Origin of the sequence: Haloarcula sp. R1-2, assembly GCF_011627385.1 — an archaeon.
GTDB classification, from domain to species: domain Archaea; phylum Halobacteriota; class Halobacteria; order Halobacteriales; family Haloarculaceae; genus Haloarcula; species Haloarcula marismortui.
Map to the genome: position 1 here is coordinate 58,985 of NZ_JAANTG010000007.1, position 16,039 is coordinate 75,023.

Below are 16,039 nucleotides of genomic sequence, written 5' to 3' on the forward strand. Positions count from 1 at the left end.
CACAGGTATAACACATGCTGGCATATACGGTGTATAGCGAGGCTGGCGGCGTCGGCAAAACGACGACCGCAGCGAATCTCGCACACGCCCACGCGTCTAACGGACTCAAGACACTGGTTATCGACCTTGACCCACAGGAGGCCTCACTCTCCTACGTCTTCGGCGTCGATGGCGATCGCGATGACGGCGAAGCTGACAACATCGTCCGGCATATGGTCGGACGAGCGAAAGGCCCCTTCAAGGACCTCATTCGAGAGGACACGGGCGTCGACAATCTGGATATCATCCCAGCCCACAATATGCTCTCGGGCTTGGACACGGCGATGCGTCGCGCCAAAGAGACCGAGGAGCAAATGAATCCTGATGTCGAGTGGGTCGAAGAGGAGCAACTCTACCAGCTACTCGGCCGCAACGGCATCCACGAAGAGTACGACGCGATAATCTGCGACCCGCAGGCCTCCGAGGGCCAGGGACTGTACAACGCGGTCATGGTCACGCAAACGGTCCTGATACCAGTCGAACTTTCGGGTAAGGGCTCGCTCAGTATCGACGGCCTAGAGCAACTCGTCGACGGCTTGGAGAACAATCTCGACATCGAAGTTGGCGTACTGGGAGTGGTTCCGGTCGCGTTCGGCGACACGACAGGTCAGCAGCAACATCTCGAAACGCTGCAAGAGGATGTCAAATACGACGTTCCGGCGGTGTTCCGGAAGCGTGAGTCGCTGATGCAGGAGATGTGGGACGCACAGGCCACTGCCTATCAGGTCGTTGAAAATGCGTACAAGGACGGCGAGGAGGGCGTTCGTCGTGTTCCTGACCGGGAGCATGAAACGCTCGAAAAGTACGACGAACTCGCCGCGGAGATCGAGGAGGCGTTCGACGCATGAAGTCCGGTGCTGGCTCTCCGTTTGAGGACGACTTCGACGAAGAAGAGGACACTGAGGGATCCGAATCGTCTGAAGTCGAAGCCGAAACTGAATCCATCGCGACGGATACGAAGACGGAATCCGACACGAGTTCGGAGACAAGCCAACCCAGCGATTCACTCCCGTACAAGTACCGCCGCGATGGCGTCCAAGACGGCCGCAGTCATGCTAATCTCTTCTTACGGGAGGAAGCCGAAGAGCACGTCGAGGACGTCGTGGATGCGATGGAGGAAACCTTCGAGACTGAGTCGGTCTACAAAATCGACGTACTCGAAGCCATTGTTCTGGCTGCCAACGAAGACTCTCGGACAGTTGCAGACGAGTTGCGGAAGATGGGCTACGGGATGAAATAGCGAACCGATTGTTTTCGAACGCCTGACTATCTCTAGAGGCGATTCCTGTCAGAAAGAATCTATGGACATTCCATACAGCGATATGCAGTTTAAAGCAATATTTGCCAGACCACCGTAGAGCTGTAAGTCTGTCTTGGGTCTGCTGTGGCAACAGAACTATCAGTTTTTAGTGTGTTTAGCTCTGTATGCCGAAATCGGCTGATTCAGATTCAGAACCCGGAAAGCACGAGGGTTCCCCCGGGATTGAGCGGACGAAGCCGTGGCACTCCGCGGACGACGTGCCCTGGACGCTGCTCACCGAGGCCCAGCTCGCCGACGCGTACGAGGCCGTCGTCGTGCCGGCGCTGCGGCGGGACGGGTACGACCCCGAAACCGACAGGCCATCCTACGAGTGGCTCTCGAACAACGGCTTCCGCGGGCTCACGTACGCGCTGAAAGAGTACCACGACACGACCTTCGCTACGTTCTGGGAGAACACACTCGAGTACGACACTGAATCCAGCGGGTACGACTGGGATATCGAACACGACGAAACACGCGAGTCCTTTCAGGAGTATCTCGATGCCAAGCAATCGGCCGCAGATGACTGGACCGATAGCACCCGCGAGACCATCCGGTATCGGCTCGCTCGCTACGCTCGGTCCTACCGAGAACGCCACGGAACCGATGATCTCCTCTCGCCCGTCGACGCCGACAGCGACATCACGGAGACCGAAGCCGTCGACCGCTGCCGGGACACCTTCGCCTACATGTCCGGCGAGTACGCTGAGTCCACCATCGCGCGTGTCCACGATGCAATCCGGACGTGGTATGGCTGGCTCGTGGAGCGCCGAGTGGCGACAGTCAACCCCACCAACGGCGCGGGGGACTGGTTTTCATGGTCCCGCTCGTCGGACACGGACCCTGTCGCTCTCGATCCAGAGCACGTCCGGGCGATGTTCGACGTGGCAATCACCAGCCGCGACCGGATGCTCGTCGTCGCACTCGCCGGTTGGGGCCTACGGGCCGGCGAGGTAGCGGCGCTGCACCAGGACCAGCTCCATCTCGACGCGGATGACCCGTACATCCAGTTCGACGAGCGAAAGAACGGGCCGGGCACCGTCGCCATCGTCTTCGGCGAGGACGTGGCCCGTCGACATCTCTCCCGCGTCGATGGCTACCTGTTTCCGTCAGAGCGTTCGAACACCGGCCACGTCGACGGGACGACGATCGCGGGTTGGTTCCACGACCTCGCCGACAGGGCCGGCGTGCCCGAGGAGATCGACGGCGTCGCCCGGAAGCCACACATGGGTCGGCGGTTCTGGTACGACGCCTACTCACGAACCACTGAGGACCTGCTGGGCCACGTCCAAGATATCGCGGACGAACAGGGGAGTGCAAGCGCGAAGGTGGTCTTCGAGGACTATCTGACCGACGAGCGAAAGCGAGAACTCCGCCGGGAGTTCATGCGGGACAAACTAAGTGCGGCCTTCGACACGAGTAATCAGAGGGTGTAGCGGAGCATTCCATAACTTTCCAGTAAACCCACTCAAAAATTCCCAGAACGCTCTTCGGAAGCAGGTCATTGGCCACGTAGAGCTGTTGTTCTAGAGTAGCGGGCAAAGTGACGCGAGAATCGTCCTCGTCTGGCCTCTCGAAACCGTGGTCGCAGAAGCTATGCCGAGGACAAGCTACCGGTGTTTACACTCGTGGTCGTAGTAGTGGTGGACAATATGTTGCGCCGACGAAATCTGCTGCCGAATCGACTGTGTGACCCTTTAGGGACATACAATTGAAGCGTCGCGCCAAAACACGTAAGTCATTATCGTAGTAATCATTATTCAAAGTATGACTTTCTATGACCGGAGAGAGGAGCTTGATGCGCTTTCAGCTGCGTTTGACTCGCCTGGCTCGGACATATTCGTCGTCTACGGGCGTCGACGTGTCGGCAAGACGGAGTTGCTGAAGGAGTTCTGTACTGATCGGCCGCATATTTACTTTCTCGCGGCGCAGGAAGCCGAGCATCGGCAGCGCGAGAAGTTCATCGACCAGATTGCAGCGTTCTTCGACGATCGGACTCCACGGATCGACGGGTGGGACGAGGCCTTCGACTACCTCGGGGAGAAACTCCGTTCTGAGGAGGTAGTGGTTGTGATCGACGAGTTCCCGTATCTTGTCTCGGAGAACGACTCAGTCCCATCCTACGTACAGGGATTTGTCGACGAACAACTACAAGAGACCGATTCGATGCTGGTTCTCTGTGGGTCTAGTGTGAGTACGATGGAATCTGAGGTACTCGGCCATGAGAGCCCATTGTATGGTCGTCGTACGGGGCAACTCGACGTGCAGCCGTTCTCATTTCAGCAGGCTCGTGAGGTCATCGACTACGAGATCGCGGACGCGATTCGATCGTACGCGATTACCGGTGGGACGCCGATGTATCTCACGCTGTTCGATTACGGACGGTCGCTCGCGGAGAACGTCCGGTCACAGGTGCTATCGCCGTCAGCAGTACTGTACAACGAGCCGGAGTTTTTGCTTCGGACGGAACTCCGGAATCCCGCGCGGTACATGAGTATTCTCGAAGCGGTGGCGCTGGGGCACACGACGCCGAACGAGATATCAGGAGCGACGGGAATCGATGCCGGTCCGTTATCGAAGTATCTACAGACGTTGCGGCAACTCCGACTGATCGATCGGGAAGTCCCTGTGACAGCGTCCGGAAAGAAGTCGAAGCGGTCACGGTACCGCGTCGCTGACGAGTTCCTTCGGTTCTGGTTTCGGTACGTTGAGCCGAACCGCTCCAGTATCGAAGAAGCACCGGATATCGTCTACGACGGTACGATCGCCCCTGATCTTCCAATGCACGTCGCCACTGCATTCGAGGACGTGTGTCAGGAAGCCGTGTGGGAGGGGATTCGACGCGGTGAATTCGAACCGTACTCAGAGGTCGGGCGGTGGTGGTACGGGGAAGACGAAGTCAATATTGTGGGGCTCGCACCGAACGATAACCGAATCTTGTTCGCCGAGTGCAAGTGGACATCGGAGCCAGTCGGGACGGAGCTCGTCAATGACCTGCAGGCAAAAGCAGAGACCGTTAGATGGGGGCCAGATGATCGGGAGGAGTGCTTCGCACTGTTCTCAAAGAGTGGGTTCGTTGAAGGACTTGAAGACCAACTCGACGAGCACTGGTCGCTATGGAATCTCGCAAAGATGGATGATCTCCTCACACCGTCCTAAAGGGTAGTCTGCGTTGAACCAACGTATATACGACGGGAAAGAGACTGGTTGAGTATATCGTTGTCAGTCTTGGATAATCTCTCTGAACTCGACGGCGTAATAGAGGATGTCACTGAGGTCTTATATACTGCTTTCCATTCGTATGAGAGTCTGATACCGACGAGCCCGGCCAGGACTAATCAAGCGGAGTGACTGGGTTTTGACAGTCCGTAATGACTATCATCATTTGTCCTTCCCAAACGGGACCTCAGGCAGCCGTGGCCACAGGAATCCGCTTACCCAGGCCATATACGGTGAGCAGAGTGTCACAATGATGCCGGTGAGTACACACCCGATGGCAATACCCAGATAGGCCCTTTCCGGGAGCGCCGACTCTGAAAGGAGACCGACTGTGAACGCTCCATACACGGAGAATACGACGCTACCGGTGAGAAGCATTATGAACCCAAAAAGGGCGAACGCCCCTGGGCCAGTCCGAGAGTGTTTTTTCAGGAGACTCCAGAGGTCGGCATAGAACCGTTGGACAGCCATAGTGGTCTCCGTGTGGCCTGGATCGTGGACGTCGACGTCCCAGGCGTAGGTGGTCTGGCTGTCCCGACGGTCGAGCCACTCACTCATTTCACCGGTGTGATTACTGATCGTCGTCGTTGAGCAGTCGAATCGCTCGGCGAGTTCCTGCTGGGTGTATTGCCGGTCGGGGTTGGCGTACAGCAACTCGGCAATCGCGAAAAACCGGTCTCCTTTGGCGTCGAATTCATCAGCGAACGCCGACGGGACTCGCGCCATACGCTTCGGTTAGACAACCTGGGTAATAAAGGCAAGAAGTATGGGTTGACGCTGATACAGGGCCCTCTTGATAGCCATAAAACCACGGTAGAAGACCTAAAACGGTTGTCCCGGTTTTTATCCCCTGCCATTGTCGGCAAAGGTGTCGATGGAAGCTACCGAAGATAGTGCAGACCGCTGCACACCGATTGCGAGGGTATCGTATACTGACCAGAACCGGCAGCGCGGGCAGATTGATAGGCAGTACGTACTTGGGGCGTTCATTGCAGTCATCCTTGCCAGCCCACTGGCGACAGCGGTAGTTGAGATGCAGTATCATCTATCCGCAGTAACCGGCTTCTCGTGGCTGTCAGCTACGTTTCTCGCAGGGCTGATTATCACTGTGATGGTGGCCGCGGCACTGGAGGGAGTGTAGCCATGACTGGACACAATCCTTGGGACACACTCTGTGAGTGTCTCAAAGCGAAACCTCGCCGCCGGGTCTTGACGGGCTTAGCTGCCACGGAACCGACGGAGACAGTCCACTTCACAGAAGTCCGAACCGATGAGTCAAACACTGGGGTGCCGATCCACGCCGAATATATCCATCTCCACCTCCCAAAATTGGCCGACGCTGGCTACATCGTGTTGGATGAGCAGACCTATGAGATTAGTCAAGGGCCTCGGTTCGCTGAGATCGAACCGTTCCTCGAGTTAGTCCAGAGCCATGGAGAGCGACTGCCGGATGGCTGGGTGTAACGTCTCGATGAAGCATCTTGGGGCGCTACCGAAGCTGCCGCTCGCTGACGAGCTCTACCGCCGACTCACGTTCAGGAAGCGGCGTGCCACGCAGTCACTGATACTGACTATCCTGCTGTGGTACGGCCTCCAGATCGGGACACTCTATCTCGGCTGGACAGTCGAGCAGTGGCAGTGGCTGTTCACGACGGCCTCGTTCCCAGCGCTATCGCCGGGGCTCGTTTTGGCAATTATATCACATGATCTCCCACCCAACGTGACGCATCTACTTGGAAACGTTGCCTTCCTCTGGCTGTTCGCCGGCGAGAGCGAGCAGCATATGAGTTGCATCGAGGTGCTGTGGTTCTTCGTCGCGGCGGCGCTGGTGGCAGTGACGGTCAGTTCAGCTGTGACCGGACAGAGTACGTTAGGTGCTAGTGGCGGCGCACTCGCGTTCGTGGGCTTCTACGGGGCACACCTGTCTCTCGCACATCGAGAGGGACTGGAACTGGATACGAGCGAATATGGGCCTGTTCAGTACGAGGCACTGCGCGCGTATTGGCAGGGTGCGGCACTCCTGTTCCCGCTCGGCTTTGGTATGTACCTGCTCGGTCAGTCTGTTGGATTCTTTCCCACTGGAAACGCAGATGTCATCGGACACCTCGTTGGTCTCGCGTTGGGTGCTGGGTATGCGGTAGGCCGAAAGTGGGTGCGGTAAGGACACTCGCGAAACTCCAGTGTATTGCACTGGTCTGCACTCTGTCTGGCAGTAGGGGCGCGGACATTAGCTCTCAGCTTCGACAGCCGACAGGCTGGGTCCTCTCAGTCCCGAACCGCTCGCGCTCTGTGTCACTGAATGGGCTGGCTCTCGTGTCCGGGCACGTCTCGCAAAGCAAATTTCAACCGAAAGGGACCCTAGAGATTTTTGTGATCGATGGTTGATTGATAATGCATGGGAGTGACAGGCAGAGTGAAAGAAGCGATCAAACAGACCCGACTTGCCAAGCAGGAAGCGGACGACGCCGACGTTTCCGAGGAGTTGGAGGACGCGATAGAAGCGCTAGAGGACGCGTCGGAGACACTCGCAGACGACGATTGATATAACCGTTGTAGGCGGTGGTCACTCTACCCGCCGGCTGATGATTCGTGAAATGACCGACCCGATCGAAATTCGGTCAGTTCAGCGATCCGGTCTTCGAGCGCTTCGATTTCGTTACGGAGTTCGTCAGCTTCGTCGCCCTCGGTCGCCTCAAGTTGGTCTTTCAGTCCTTGCAGGCGCGTTTCTTTCTCTTGCTCGTCCACATCGGCCTTGCGAACGTACTCGCTCGGTTCGATATCGTAGACATCGGACTCAGAAAGGTCGGTCACCGCAAGTGCGTCGTCGACTTTGCTGGAGTCGACCGTAGTCAACCGTTCGCGTTCGATGCCGGCGGCCTCGAACGCGTTCAACACCAGCTCGTCGTCTTTGAGCGACCGGTTCCGACGCGTAGTCCGCTGGACGGAGCCAAACTGTCCAGAAACCGGCTGGTCGTGATGTAGTCGGTCAAGCAAGACGCTCCGAACGTCTGTCCGGAGGTCGTTTGCATTGCGCTGGACGTCCGATAGCAGGGTGTAAATGCTCACGAGTGCGGGCGTGTCGACAGCTTCGAGCGTCGTCAGGTCGTGACGTTCGAGGGCGTCAATCAGCAGTAATGCGTCTGCATACACGTCCAGATCCGGCTCTTCGCGCTCGGTCTCATCGAGTTCCTCACTCCCACTTTGGGCTTCTACTAGCGGCGACCCCGTTGACTGATCGCTTTCAGTCAATGTCCCAGCCCGGCCGTCAACCTCGAAGCGTGGATGGAGAGACAAGACAGTCGCGTACGGTTCCGCGTCCGGCGGCAGGCGGTCAACATCGAATTCGCCACGAGCCCCAGATACCGTTCGTTTGGCTGCAGCGAATGGACAAATTCTAGCCGGCTAAAGGCTCTCTGTGTTGGGTTGCGTCGAATTGTATTCGTGCATCCGAGCAAGACCGAGGAGAGTCAGCAGTGAGCACGCCGGCGTCGGTCCCGAGTACAATGCTTGCTGGTGCCAGCTCTTCTCACACACAGTATGACACGAACTAAATCACCACCAGTAGATCGCCCCGAACAGAACCTAAACACCGTTCTGGTCCTTTCGTTTGAGCAGGACGCCAACGACCAGCCGCGGCGTATTCGATATCTCGCTTGTCGTGGGAAGGAGACAATGTGGCGGGTTGACTAGCGTCGCTGCGGCGTTGGCTGGCAGACCATCGACACTGAGCCTATCGAGAATCTGCAACTGAGCCAGCCAGATCAGACACCGAAGACAGAGCGACAGACGGACGTAGGCGTATGACCCAGACCACATCGACAACTGATCTGGACGACCTCTTCGACGGGACGACCCTTACGCGTTCGACTGAGCAACCGTATGGCGACCGTGCCCAGGTGTTGTCTCAAGCCGACGAGCAGTCCCCGCTGTTGGATGTTCCCGTCGCAATCTGTTGTCCGAACTGTAGTGAGGCAGTCACACTGTATGAACGAGGCCTCCCAGGTGTCGTCCCGTACTTCGATACTGCATGCACACAGTGTGACATCGACTTACGGACGTGGTGTGCTGTTGGCGTTGACGCAGCTTATCTCCAGATTGTCGAACCCGCGACCCTCACGACGATGATTCAGCACTTCTGGGACGACTGGCTCTGGAGCGGGATCACCAACAGCAAGGGCGAACCACGCACCGACGAGTATACCGAACGGTTCGCGACGAAAACTGCAGCCTTCGGGTGGGACTGGGAGGTTACCTGTCCGCTGTGTCGACGTACGCGGACTAATCTTGAACGCGACTCAGCACTCGTCGGCGGGAATCTAGACTATCACCACTGGTCACATGACCCTGATCAGGGGGTCTGTCTCTGTCGGGAGTGTCACAATATCATCGGCTTCGACACCTACGATACCGAACTCGAAGAGCGAGCGGCAGCGTGGGGCTTTGACTCTCGCCACGACCTGCAGGTCATTCGCCTCGCGCTTCGCGATGCGGCAGTCACGGACCGGCCAGTTGGAACACGACCTGCAACTGCCCTTGTCAACCGATATAATCTCTTGCAGTCACCCGACCGCGTTCGACAACTCCTCGGAAGTATCAGCAACGACAGGACACTCCGAGAACGGTTCCTTGACAAGCGGCTAGTGGCTGGCATTGAAGCGAACTGCTGACGAATATCAGAGAATAGTAAGTCAATCAGGGTCGCAACCTCTGAAAGTGTCGTAAACAAGCGTTTGAGATTGCAATTGTACTAGCGGCTCTGCGTAGCGAGGTGGCTACTGGATGAGTAAGCGTGCGTCCCAAAAGAGATGGCGTGGAGCGCCAGTGTTGTGTGCACACAATAGTAGCCGGCTTGCTGATAAAAAGGTATGTACTCACACCAGTTTCTATACCATGCGCGCTTGTACTGAGTTACGTTCACAAAACTAGAGAGTATGAGTAGCCACCTCCATTCAAAGTCGCCCGTTGACGTAGAAAATATCCATATTTGTGGAGAAGAGGAGTTGATAAACCGCGCTCGCCGTGCCCAGCAGCCGACAGATATTGTTCTTGCCCCTGAACAGTTTCATCGGCGAAACCTGAAACGAGTGATTGCCGATAAAAATCAGCCGCGAAGTTCACTTGCATTGCTCACGCCAGCAGCCGTGGCGACCGAGCTTCTTTCATCACCGGAGGAATCAGATCCGGCGGTTCTTGATCGAATGGATCGCCTTCGGGTGCTCAAAGATCTGTTGGAGTCTCCGTCTGGAGATGTGTCTCGATTATCTCGTGTCTTTGGAACGTCACTTACAACCCAGTTGGATCGGATCGAAGCAGCGCGAGAAGAGCTGTCGCTACTCACAGGCCATCATTCAACACGCCGTTCCGCACTTGAGACGGTCTGTGCTGAGCTTGACGGCGTTGCTCGTCTGGATGCACTTGACCTTCTGACGGGCATCAGCAGTCTCGAGGAGCAACTTCGCGACCGCGTCGAGGAATACATCTCCACAGAGGCGGTGTTAGAGGCGGGCACTGAAGTCGTAACAAACACAGGAGGGGATGCTTGGCAGAAAGAGTACGCTGGGATTGAGCGGGTCAACGTCGTCGGAATTAGTACGTTGGGGACGCCGCTGCTCGCGTTTCTGACAGCGATCGGTCGCGAGACGTCGAGTACCGTCCATCTCTATCTCCGTGCACGCACTGGCCCGCGGATTGCCAGCCGACTTCAGTCGCGACTGGACGGTAGTAGTACTCCGAGTTCGTCAGATTCGATTGAGCGCTTGCAGATCGATGAGTTCCGGACTACGCCAGCAACGGAGATCGTGGCCGCAACACGGGCTGAGGAGGCGAGGGCTGCACTCGCGGTTTGTGAGGGGCTGCTTCGAGAGGGCGTCTCCGTGAGTGATATCGCGATCGTTGCTCGTGATATCGACAAGTACGAACGTGATTTGACCCGTGCGTCGAACACATACGGACGTCATCTCTCGTTTTGGACGCAACTAGAGCTGAAGCGATCGCTCCCGTATCGAGTCGTGGCTGAGACCTGTTCAGTGCTTGCCGCTGCGTCTGCCGGCACTATCGATGCCGAGACCATGTTCCGGCCACTGGAATGTCAGTGGCTCGTCACGGAGGATAACGCGGAGGGAGATGAGAGCGTTACACCGCTTACACCTGCTGAGCTTAGTGAAATCCGGCAGGGCGTCGGCACGGACTATTCCGGAACGCTGGATCAGTGGCGTGACACTATTGCCATGACGACGTCGATTAGTCAAAAGGTCCAGCGTCGCTTCGAGAGCTATCTTGATTGGTGCCAGCGCCATCGATCTGCGCCGGAACCAGATGATATTCTCGCTACGCTTGGCCCAGTTCTGGATGGGTTTGAGACTGTTGTTCTTCCACACATCGAGGAAAACGATACAGTAGCATATACTGAGACGTCACGTGCTGCCCGGGCCATACAGCGCGTCGCCGGGGATACTGATTCTGATCACTTGCTACGCGAGGCTCGTGCAAAATACGCCGACTGGCGTGACCGACACCAGATCGAGTCGTCATGGTCGTCAGTTCTGGAGGTGATCGAGACGATCGCAACAGCTCGCCCAGGCCGCCGGGAACACGAGAACGCTGAGCGACTCGATGTACTCGATGCAACTGATACGTGGTTACGGTCGTATCCATTCGTCATCGCACTCGGGTTCGTCGACGGTGAATGGCCGCAGCAACCCCACGGCGAATTCCCGGTGGAAGTCCAGACGGCCGTCACAGACGGCGAGTCACCCGAGGCACGCACCCTTGGTGTCAGAGGTGCGTGGACTGAAGAACGCGAGTACGACCACGCAGTCGACGCAGTTCGGACGGCGACGAATCACATGATCGTGACTCGGTTTACCGAAGATGTGAAAGGGGTCAGCTATCAGCGGTCACCACTGCTGGAGAACCTCTCGACAACGACACTCAGTGAAGACGCGTATCGCGAGCTGTTGGGGCAAGATGTCATCTTACCTGACCGGATTCGGAAGTCGATTCCAGAGAACGTCAGCACAGACGGGGGAAATGAATGAGTAAGACTGTTCCCCCGATGAAGGGGAAACAGGCTGCTGTCCGTGAGGACTATTTTCAGCACGACGCTGGCTTCTTCGCTCTGGATTGCAATCCAGGATTTGGGAAATCCACGACGCTCAACCAGATCGCCGCAGAGGCCCTTGTTCGGGCTGATGCTGCCGGCGACCGGTGTCCCGAACAACAACTCTGTGTGATCTCGTTTTCACGTGAGGATGCAGCGAGCATCGAACCAGGCATCAGAGACGCGCTTGATGCGTTTGCTGAGGATACGGATGGAACGTATCCTGTCCAGATATCGCCCGAGACGGCAGACCGGCTCAAACGTCGCCTTCAGATGACAGACCACATCGGGACGATAGACAGCGTACTCCGTGGGATATTCGAGGATATTGCGTCTGAACTTGGCTTTGATGGCATGCCGAGCGTCGGGAACGCGTCGCAGCTCTCGCTCCTTCGACAGAACTGCATAGCGTCGGTCCGTCAAGATGATGCCTATTCTGACCAGTGTACACGGCTCGATACTGCGTATCCGACTGCTGCCGATTCGGACGACGAGTCGGACGACCGCCTTCATACCCTTCTCGAGGACGCGAGAGCGAAAAAGCGCGATCGGCGGCTCTCGATCGACGACTTCGAAGCCCGGCTTCGAGACACCGTCACCGATGTGTATCCAAGTGGGCCACCAGAGACGCTTGCAGACCTCCTTGGAGACATACGCACATTCTACGACGACGACGTTGCCACCGACTTTGCAGCCCAACAACCGCCTGAAACAGATGAGGAAACGAACGAGGCTGTCAAGGACGACCAAGAGTGCTATGAAGAGTGGCTCACCTGTATCGAAGAGTTTTGCACTGTTCTCGAAGGGTACGAGCGTGCGTACGATGCTGCGTGTCGTGATCAGGGTGTTGTTTCGCACGCTGACATCGCTTACTGGATCGCTGAATACTTCGACAACCCGCTGGAGGACATAGCCGGCGCCGACGAGAGTGCGTCGGAAGAATACCGAGCCCGCGTAAAAGCGCGATATACTGCCAAGTTCCAATCGCTGCTCATCGACGAAGCGCAAGATATCTCGATTGCACAGCACGATGCGCTAGCGCCGTTTGTTACCGACGAGACACGGGTGCTGATGGCTGGCGATGTCGATCAGTGCATCTACGTCTGGCGGAATGCACGGCCAGAGCAGTTTGTGACGGGCTTCAAGCGTGGTGAATACTTCGAGACGGAATGGACAGAGCATCGGTCCTACTCTGGGTCTCGCACCTACCGGATGCGCCCGGACATCGCAGCAGCTGTGGATACGATCTTCGGAGACGTGTTCACAGACCCAGCCCGTGGAGGCGGTGTCGACGCTGTCTCGGCGAACACCGACTATTCCTCGCTCGAGCCGACGCGAAGTGGGACAGCAGACCCTGCAGTCCATATTGCGGGATACACACAGCCAGAAGGGGCGCCTGGTACTCCAGACTGGTTCAAGACAGAAAAGACGCCAGTGGCGAATTATCTCGCTGGCGGACTTACAGATGGTACATTCGGACATGACACCGTGACAGTCCTGTTCGCCACTCGCTCGAATATGGATGAGCTGGCGGAGCAGCTGACAAACCAGGGGTTCTCTGTCGTCAATGCGAGTACTCACCTCTTCGAGAACCCGCTGATCAAACTCATCTGTCGAGTCGTCTGGTGGCTGGTTGAGCCATATGACCCCGAACGCACCCGTCGCCTCGTTGAGTCCGAGTGTCTCCCGCTTTCGTCCGAGAGCACTGCGTTATTCGAGGATGCCGGGTATCAAATCGATGCCGTGGCAGAACGTGGTGATTCTGATCGACAAGCAGCCACTGAAGACGGATTCCTAGCCGGGCTCGTGGCTCTTGCGCGGCGGCGTGCTCGGCACACGAGTGATCCAGGGTCGCTCGTTGCCGAAGAGATCATCGAGATGCTTGGCTTGCGTGCAGACCCATTTGGTCAAGTACCAGATCCTGAACGACGTCTGGCAGCCTGCGATGCACTTCTCTACTCGATCGAAGACTGGGAAGGCGATGAAAGATATTCACTCAGTGAACTCGCTCAGATTCTGAACAGCTATGTTGCGGAGCCAAAAGACGGCCTCGTCCACCCCGTGCCAAATCAAGACGAGTACGACATCGTGTTTCGGACGATCCACAATATGAAAGGCGACGAAGACAGCGTTGTCTGTCTCGCAGATGCGAGCGGCTCCGTGAATTTTCGGGGCCCGCATACTGACACGTTTCTTGCACTCGGCGATACACTGGCGCTTGCGCCGCCAGAGACAGTCTCTCGAACACCGCTCACACAGTCAGATGACCAAGGGCCTGCGACGACGGACTATGGATCACTTCGGTGGGCGAGTGACTACTGGAGTGACGGTCGCATTGCTGGCCCTCCATCGCTCAGTAGGATCAGTCAGCGATACTGTGCAGAACAGTGGCGAGTCCTGTACGTTGCTCTCACGAGAGCACGCGACCATCTCGTCCTCTCACTACCCTATGAACGCCGACATAACGGTGTTGAAACGTCGTGGATAGCAACGCTGGCTGACGCACTCTCGTTTGAAGAGAACTCATCAGCAGGTATATACGAGGCCCCAGTGTCCAACGCTGAGAAAGAAGCGGCACTCACTGTCGGTGTGAACGACGTCGCGTTGCCAGAGCGAAAATCGAGCGAGGGCCAACAGCCAACGCCCCGGAGTGCTCACGTCCCAGCTAAAACCAAGACCGGATGGACAAGCCGATATGTGAACGGAACATCAGTGTACCAACTCACCGCTAACGCGATTGGTTCAAAGGCGCAATATATCCTAGATGAGAGAGGAGAGAGCGTCTCTACTCGAAGTGAGTCAATAGACGCAGGCCTTCCGGATGGGATCGAGCGAGAACAACTTGGAGAAATCACACATCAGGTACTCACACGTGCTGTCTCGCAGAACGTGTCTACCGCGAGCCTCCGGTCGTTTGATCGACCGCTCCCAGAGATTCTAGCTCGGAGCGTTACGGCCTCGGATTCTCGGATTACGCCTGCAATGCGGGCTTCGATTCAGACGTATCTCAGTGATCGTATTTGTCCACAGTTTGCTACCAGCGATACGTGGAAGGAGATCCAGCAAGCCCAGACCCAGTACGTCGAGGAACCGATTCATACCGTGCTTGAGATAGATGGTATCGAGATAGAAACCCAAAATCGAGCAGACATCGTCTCTGTTCAGTCCGATGGACAGTGGGTTGTTGACGAGCTAAAACTCACACACAGTTCAATTGAGCAGGAAACTAGGAAACAGCATCGGCTGCAGGTAGCGTTCTATGCGTGGCTGCTTGAGCAGCAACTCCCAACAGAGAGTTCAGTGACTGCACGACTCACATATCTGGGCAAGTCGGCTGAATCAGCAGTTGTGTCGTCTCCCATTGTTCCAGTTCCTGAGTGGCTTGCAGGTCTCGTCGATTCTGAGTGATTGATATCTGCAGGTTCCGTTCTGCCGGTCTGCCAGTACTCGTCGACCAGCAGCGGAGACGTATCGGCTCGCAAGCGTCATCTTCTGGTCGGTGACAATCAACGGCTTCGACGGAGCGACACACTCTTGCGTTGAGTGTAGCCCCATCGTGACGTTCGGCTGTGTAAAACGCCCCAACCGGACATACGATGACGGAGTGCCGCGTCTCGTTGAACGGCCGTTTGACTCCGCTCCGAAGACAGCAGACAATGCTCCGGCAGACAGTGAGGAGGGCGAGATCGGCGGGTGGATTGGGTAGCTGACGATAGTTCCCCGAAACTGGTGAGTCTGATCCGCCAATGAGCAGTACAGGTAGTGCAAGGAGTAAAATTGTCAGAGAACAGCCGCCAGACAGATTAGAAAAATATTTATTCGGATTATTTGAAATGAGATTAATATGAGTATTCTTAAGCGCGACTTGTCCGGGCTTTTGCCACGAGGAGAGGTCATCGGGGCAATGCTTGGGATGATAGTAATGGGCCTCTCAGCCGCTGTCCTGACCGGTACTTTCCCATTCATTCCCGGGGTGGTCATCAGCACATTGTTGGTAGGGCTATCTTTTGCCGCCGCAGCCCAAACGGCGTGAAATAGGCTTAGGCAGCGCAGATAAGGTTAAATTGAGTACTTGCAGTGTAATTCCTATATTATCAGATGTATGCCAAGGTCAGATGCAGTCACCGACACATCGTTTCAGAGGATACCGGCAGGCGGTAGAACCGTTCTGTCTCTTGGTTCCAACCGGTCAGCGGACTACATATCTAATGCAGTTGATACGTAGATCTGCCCCCAGTCAAGGCTCAAAGAGTACGGACGTACATCTGTTTTCGGTGTGGCCTCGGTACCGTTTTAGTCTATATTTTAGGGAGCCATAGGCCAGTTCCCAAGATAATTGCGTTCAGGACTGCTAAATATGAATTATCTACTCAGTGGGCACA

12 protein-coding genes and 2 pseudogenes are annotated in these 16,039 nt (G+C 56.4%); 12 read left to right on the forward strand and 2 right to left on the reverse strand.

The window, feature by feature from the left end; genetic code table 11:
• The first annotated feature begins 14 nt into the window (after positions 1-14).
• From G9C82_RS19790 to G9C82_RS19805, 4 genes are all read left to right on the forward strand, one after another.
• Positions 15-887: a ParA family protein gene (locus G9C82_RS19790; protein ID WP_127015128.1), complete on the forward strand. Its 873-nt coding sequence runs from the start codon at positions 15-17 to the stop codon at positions 885-887.
• Positions 884-1,279 (forward strand): hypothetical protein, encoded by a 396-nt coding sequence (locus G9C82_RS19795; protein ID WP_004965280.1) that lies wholly within the window; start codon positions 884-886, stop codon positions 1,277-1,279. Before G9C82_RS19790 ends, G9C82_RS19795 begins: the two co-directional genes overlap by 4 nt.
• A gap of 185 nt (positions 1,280-1,464) precedes the next feature.
• On the forward strand, positions 1,465-2,775 hold the full coding sequence (locus G9C82_RS19800; RefSeq protein WP_127015129.1) for a site-specific integrase: 1,311 nt from the start codon (positions 1,465-1,467) through the stop codon (positions 2,773-2,775).
• A 331-nt stretch (positions 2,776-3,106) separates the two neighbouring features.
• On the forward strand, positions 3,107-4,498 hold the full coding sequence (locus tag G9C82_RS19805) for an ATP-binding protein (protein ID WP_127015130.1): 1,392 nt from the start codon (positions 3,107-3,109) through the stop codon (positions 4,496-4,498).
• A gap of 222 nt (positions 4,499-4,720) precedes the next feature.
• Here the strand turns inward: G9C82_RS19805 and G9C82_RS19810 are convergent, their stop codons facing one another.
• The gene (locus tag G9C82_RS19810; protein WP_127015131.1) at positions 4,721-5,284 is read right to left on the reverse strand and encodes an HTH domain-containing protein; all 564 of its coding nucleotides are present in this window, start codon (positions 5,282-5,284) and stop codon (positions 4,721-4,723) included.
• A gap of 148 nt (positions 5,285-5,432) precedes the next feature.
• Between G9C82_RS19810 and G9C82_RS19815 the strand changes: the two genes are divergently transcribed.
• The 3 genes from G9C82_RS19815 to G9C82_RS19825 all read left to right on the forward strand — a co-directional run bounded on the left by G9C82_RS19815 (position 5,433) and on the right by G9C82_RS19825 (position 7,100).
• Positions 5,433-5,699, forward strand: a complete 267-nt coding sequence (locus G9C82_RS19815; protein WP_127015132.1) for a hypothetical protein — start codon at positions 5,433-5,435, stop codon at positions 5,697-5,699.
• Between the two features lie 291 nt (positions 5,700-5,990).
• On the forward strand, positions 5,991-6,719 hold the full coding sequence (locus tag G9C82_RS19820; RefSeq protein ID WP_127015133.1) for a rhomboid family intramembrane serine protease: 729 nt from the start codon (positions 5,991-5,993) through the stop codon (positions 6,717-6,719).
• 234 nt (positions 6,720-6,953) lie between these two features.
• Entirely contained in the window at positions 6,954-7,100 is a 147-nt protein-coding gene (locus tag G9C82_RS19825; RefSeq protein WP_164734798.1) for a hypothetical protein, read from the forward strand.
• 26 nt (positions 7,101-7,126) lie between these two features.
• On the opposite strand, the pseudogene G9C82_RS19830 reads toward G9C82_RS19825, so the two are convergent.
• Positions 7,127-7,921, reverse strand: a pseudogene (locus G9C82_RS19830) (hypothetical protein); the annotation flags it as partial.
• Positions 7,922-8,358: 437 nt separating this feature from the next.
• Between G9C82_RS19830 and G9C82_RS19835 the strand changes: the two are divergent.
• The 5 genes and pseudogenes from G9C82_RS19835 (at position 8,359) to G9C82_RS19855 (ending at position 15,690) form a co-directional block, all read left to right on the forward strand.
• Entirely contained in the window at positions 8,359-9,225 is an 867-nt protein-coding gene (locus G9C82_RS19835) for a hypothetical protein (RefSeq protein WP_127015134.1), read from the forward strand.
• Positions 9,226-9,852: 627 nt separating this feature from the next.
• Entirely contained in the window at positions 9,853-11,595 is a 1,743-nt protein-coding gene (locus G9C82_RS19840; RefSeq protein WP_127015135.1) for a hypothetical protein, read from the forward strand.
• A complete protein-coding gene (locus tag G9C82_RS19845) occupies positions 11,592-15,065 on the forward strand; it encodes a UvrD-helicase domain-containing protein (RefSeq protein ID WP_127015136.1) in 3,474 nt (1,157 codons plus the stop codon). The genes G9C82_RS19840 and G9C82_RS19845 overlap by 4 nt, the downstream gene beginning before the upstream one ends.
• 22 nt (positions 15,066-15,087) lie before the next feature.
• A pseudogene (locus G9C82_RS21070) lies at positions 15,088-15,363 on the forward strand (hypothetical protein); the annotation flags it as partial.
• A 138-nt stretch (positions 15,364-15,501) separates the two neighbouring features.
• Entirely contained in the window at positions 15,502-15,690 is a 189-nt protein-coding gene (locus tag G9C82_RS19855; RefSeq protein ID WP_127015137.1) for a hypothetical protein, read from the forward strand.
• The last annotated feature ends 349 nt before the right edge of the window (positions 15,691-16,039 follow it).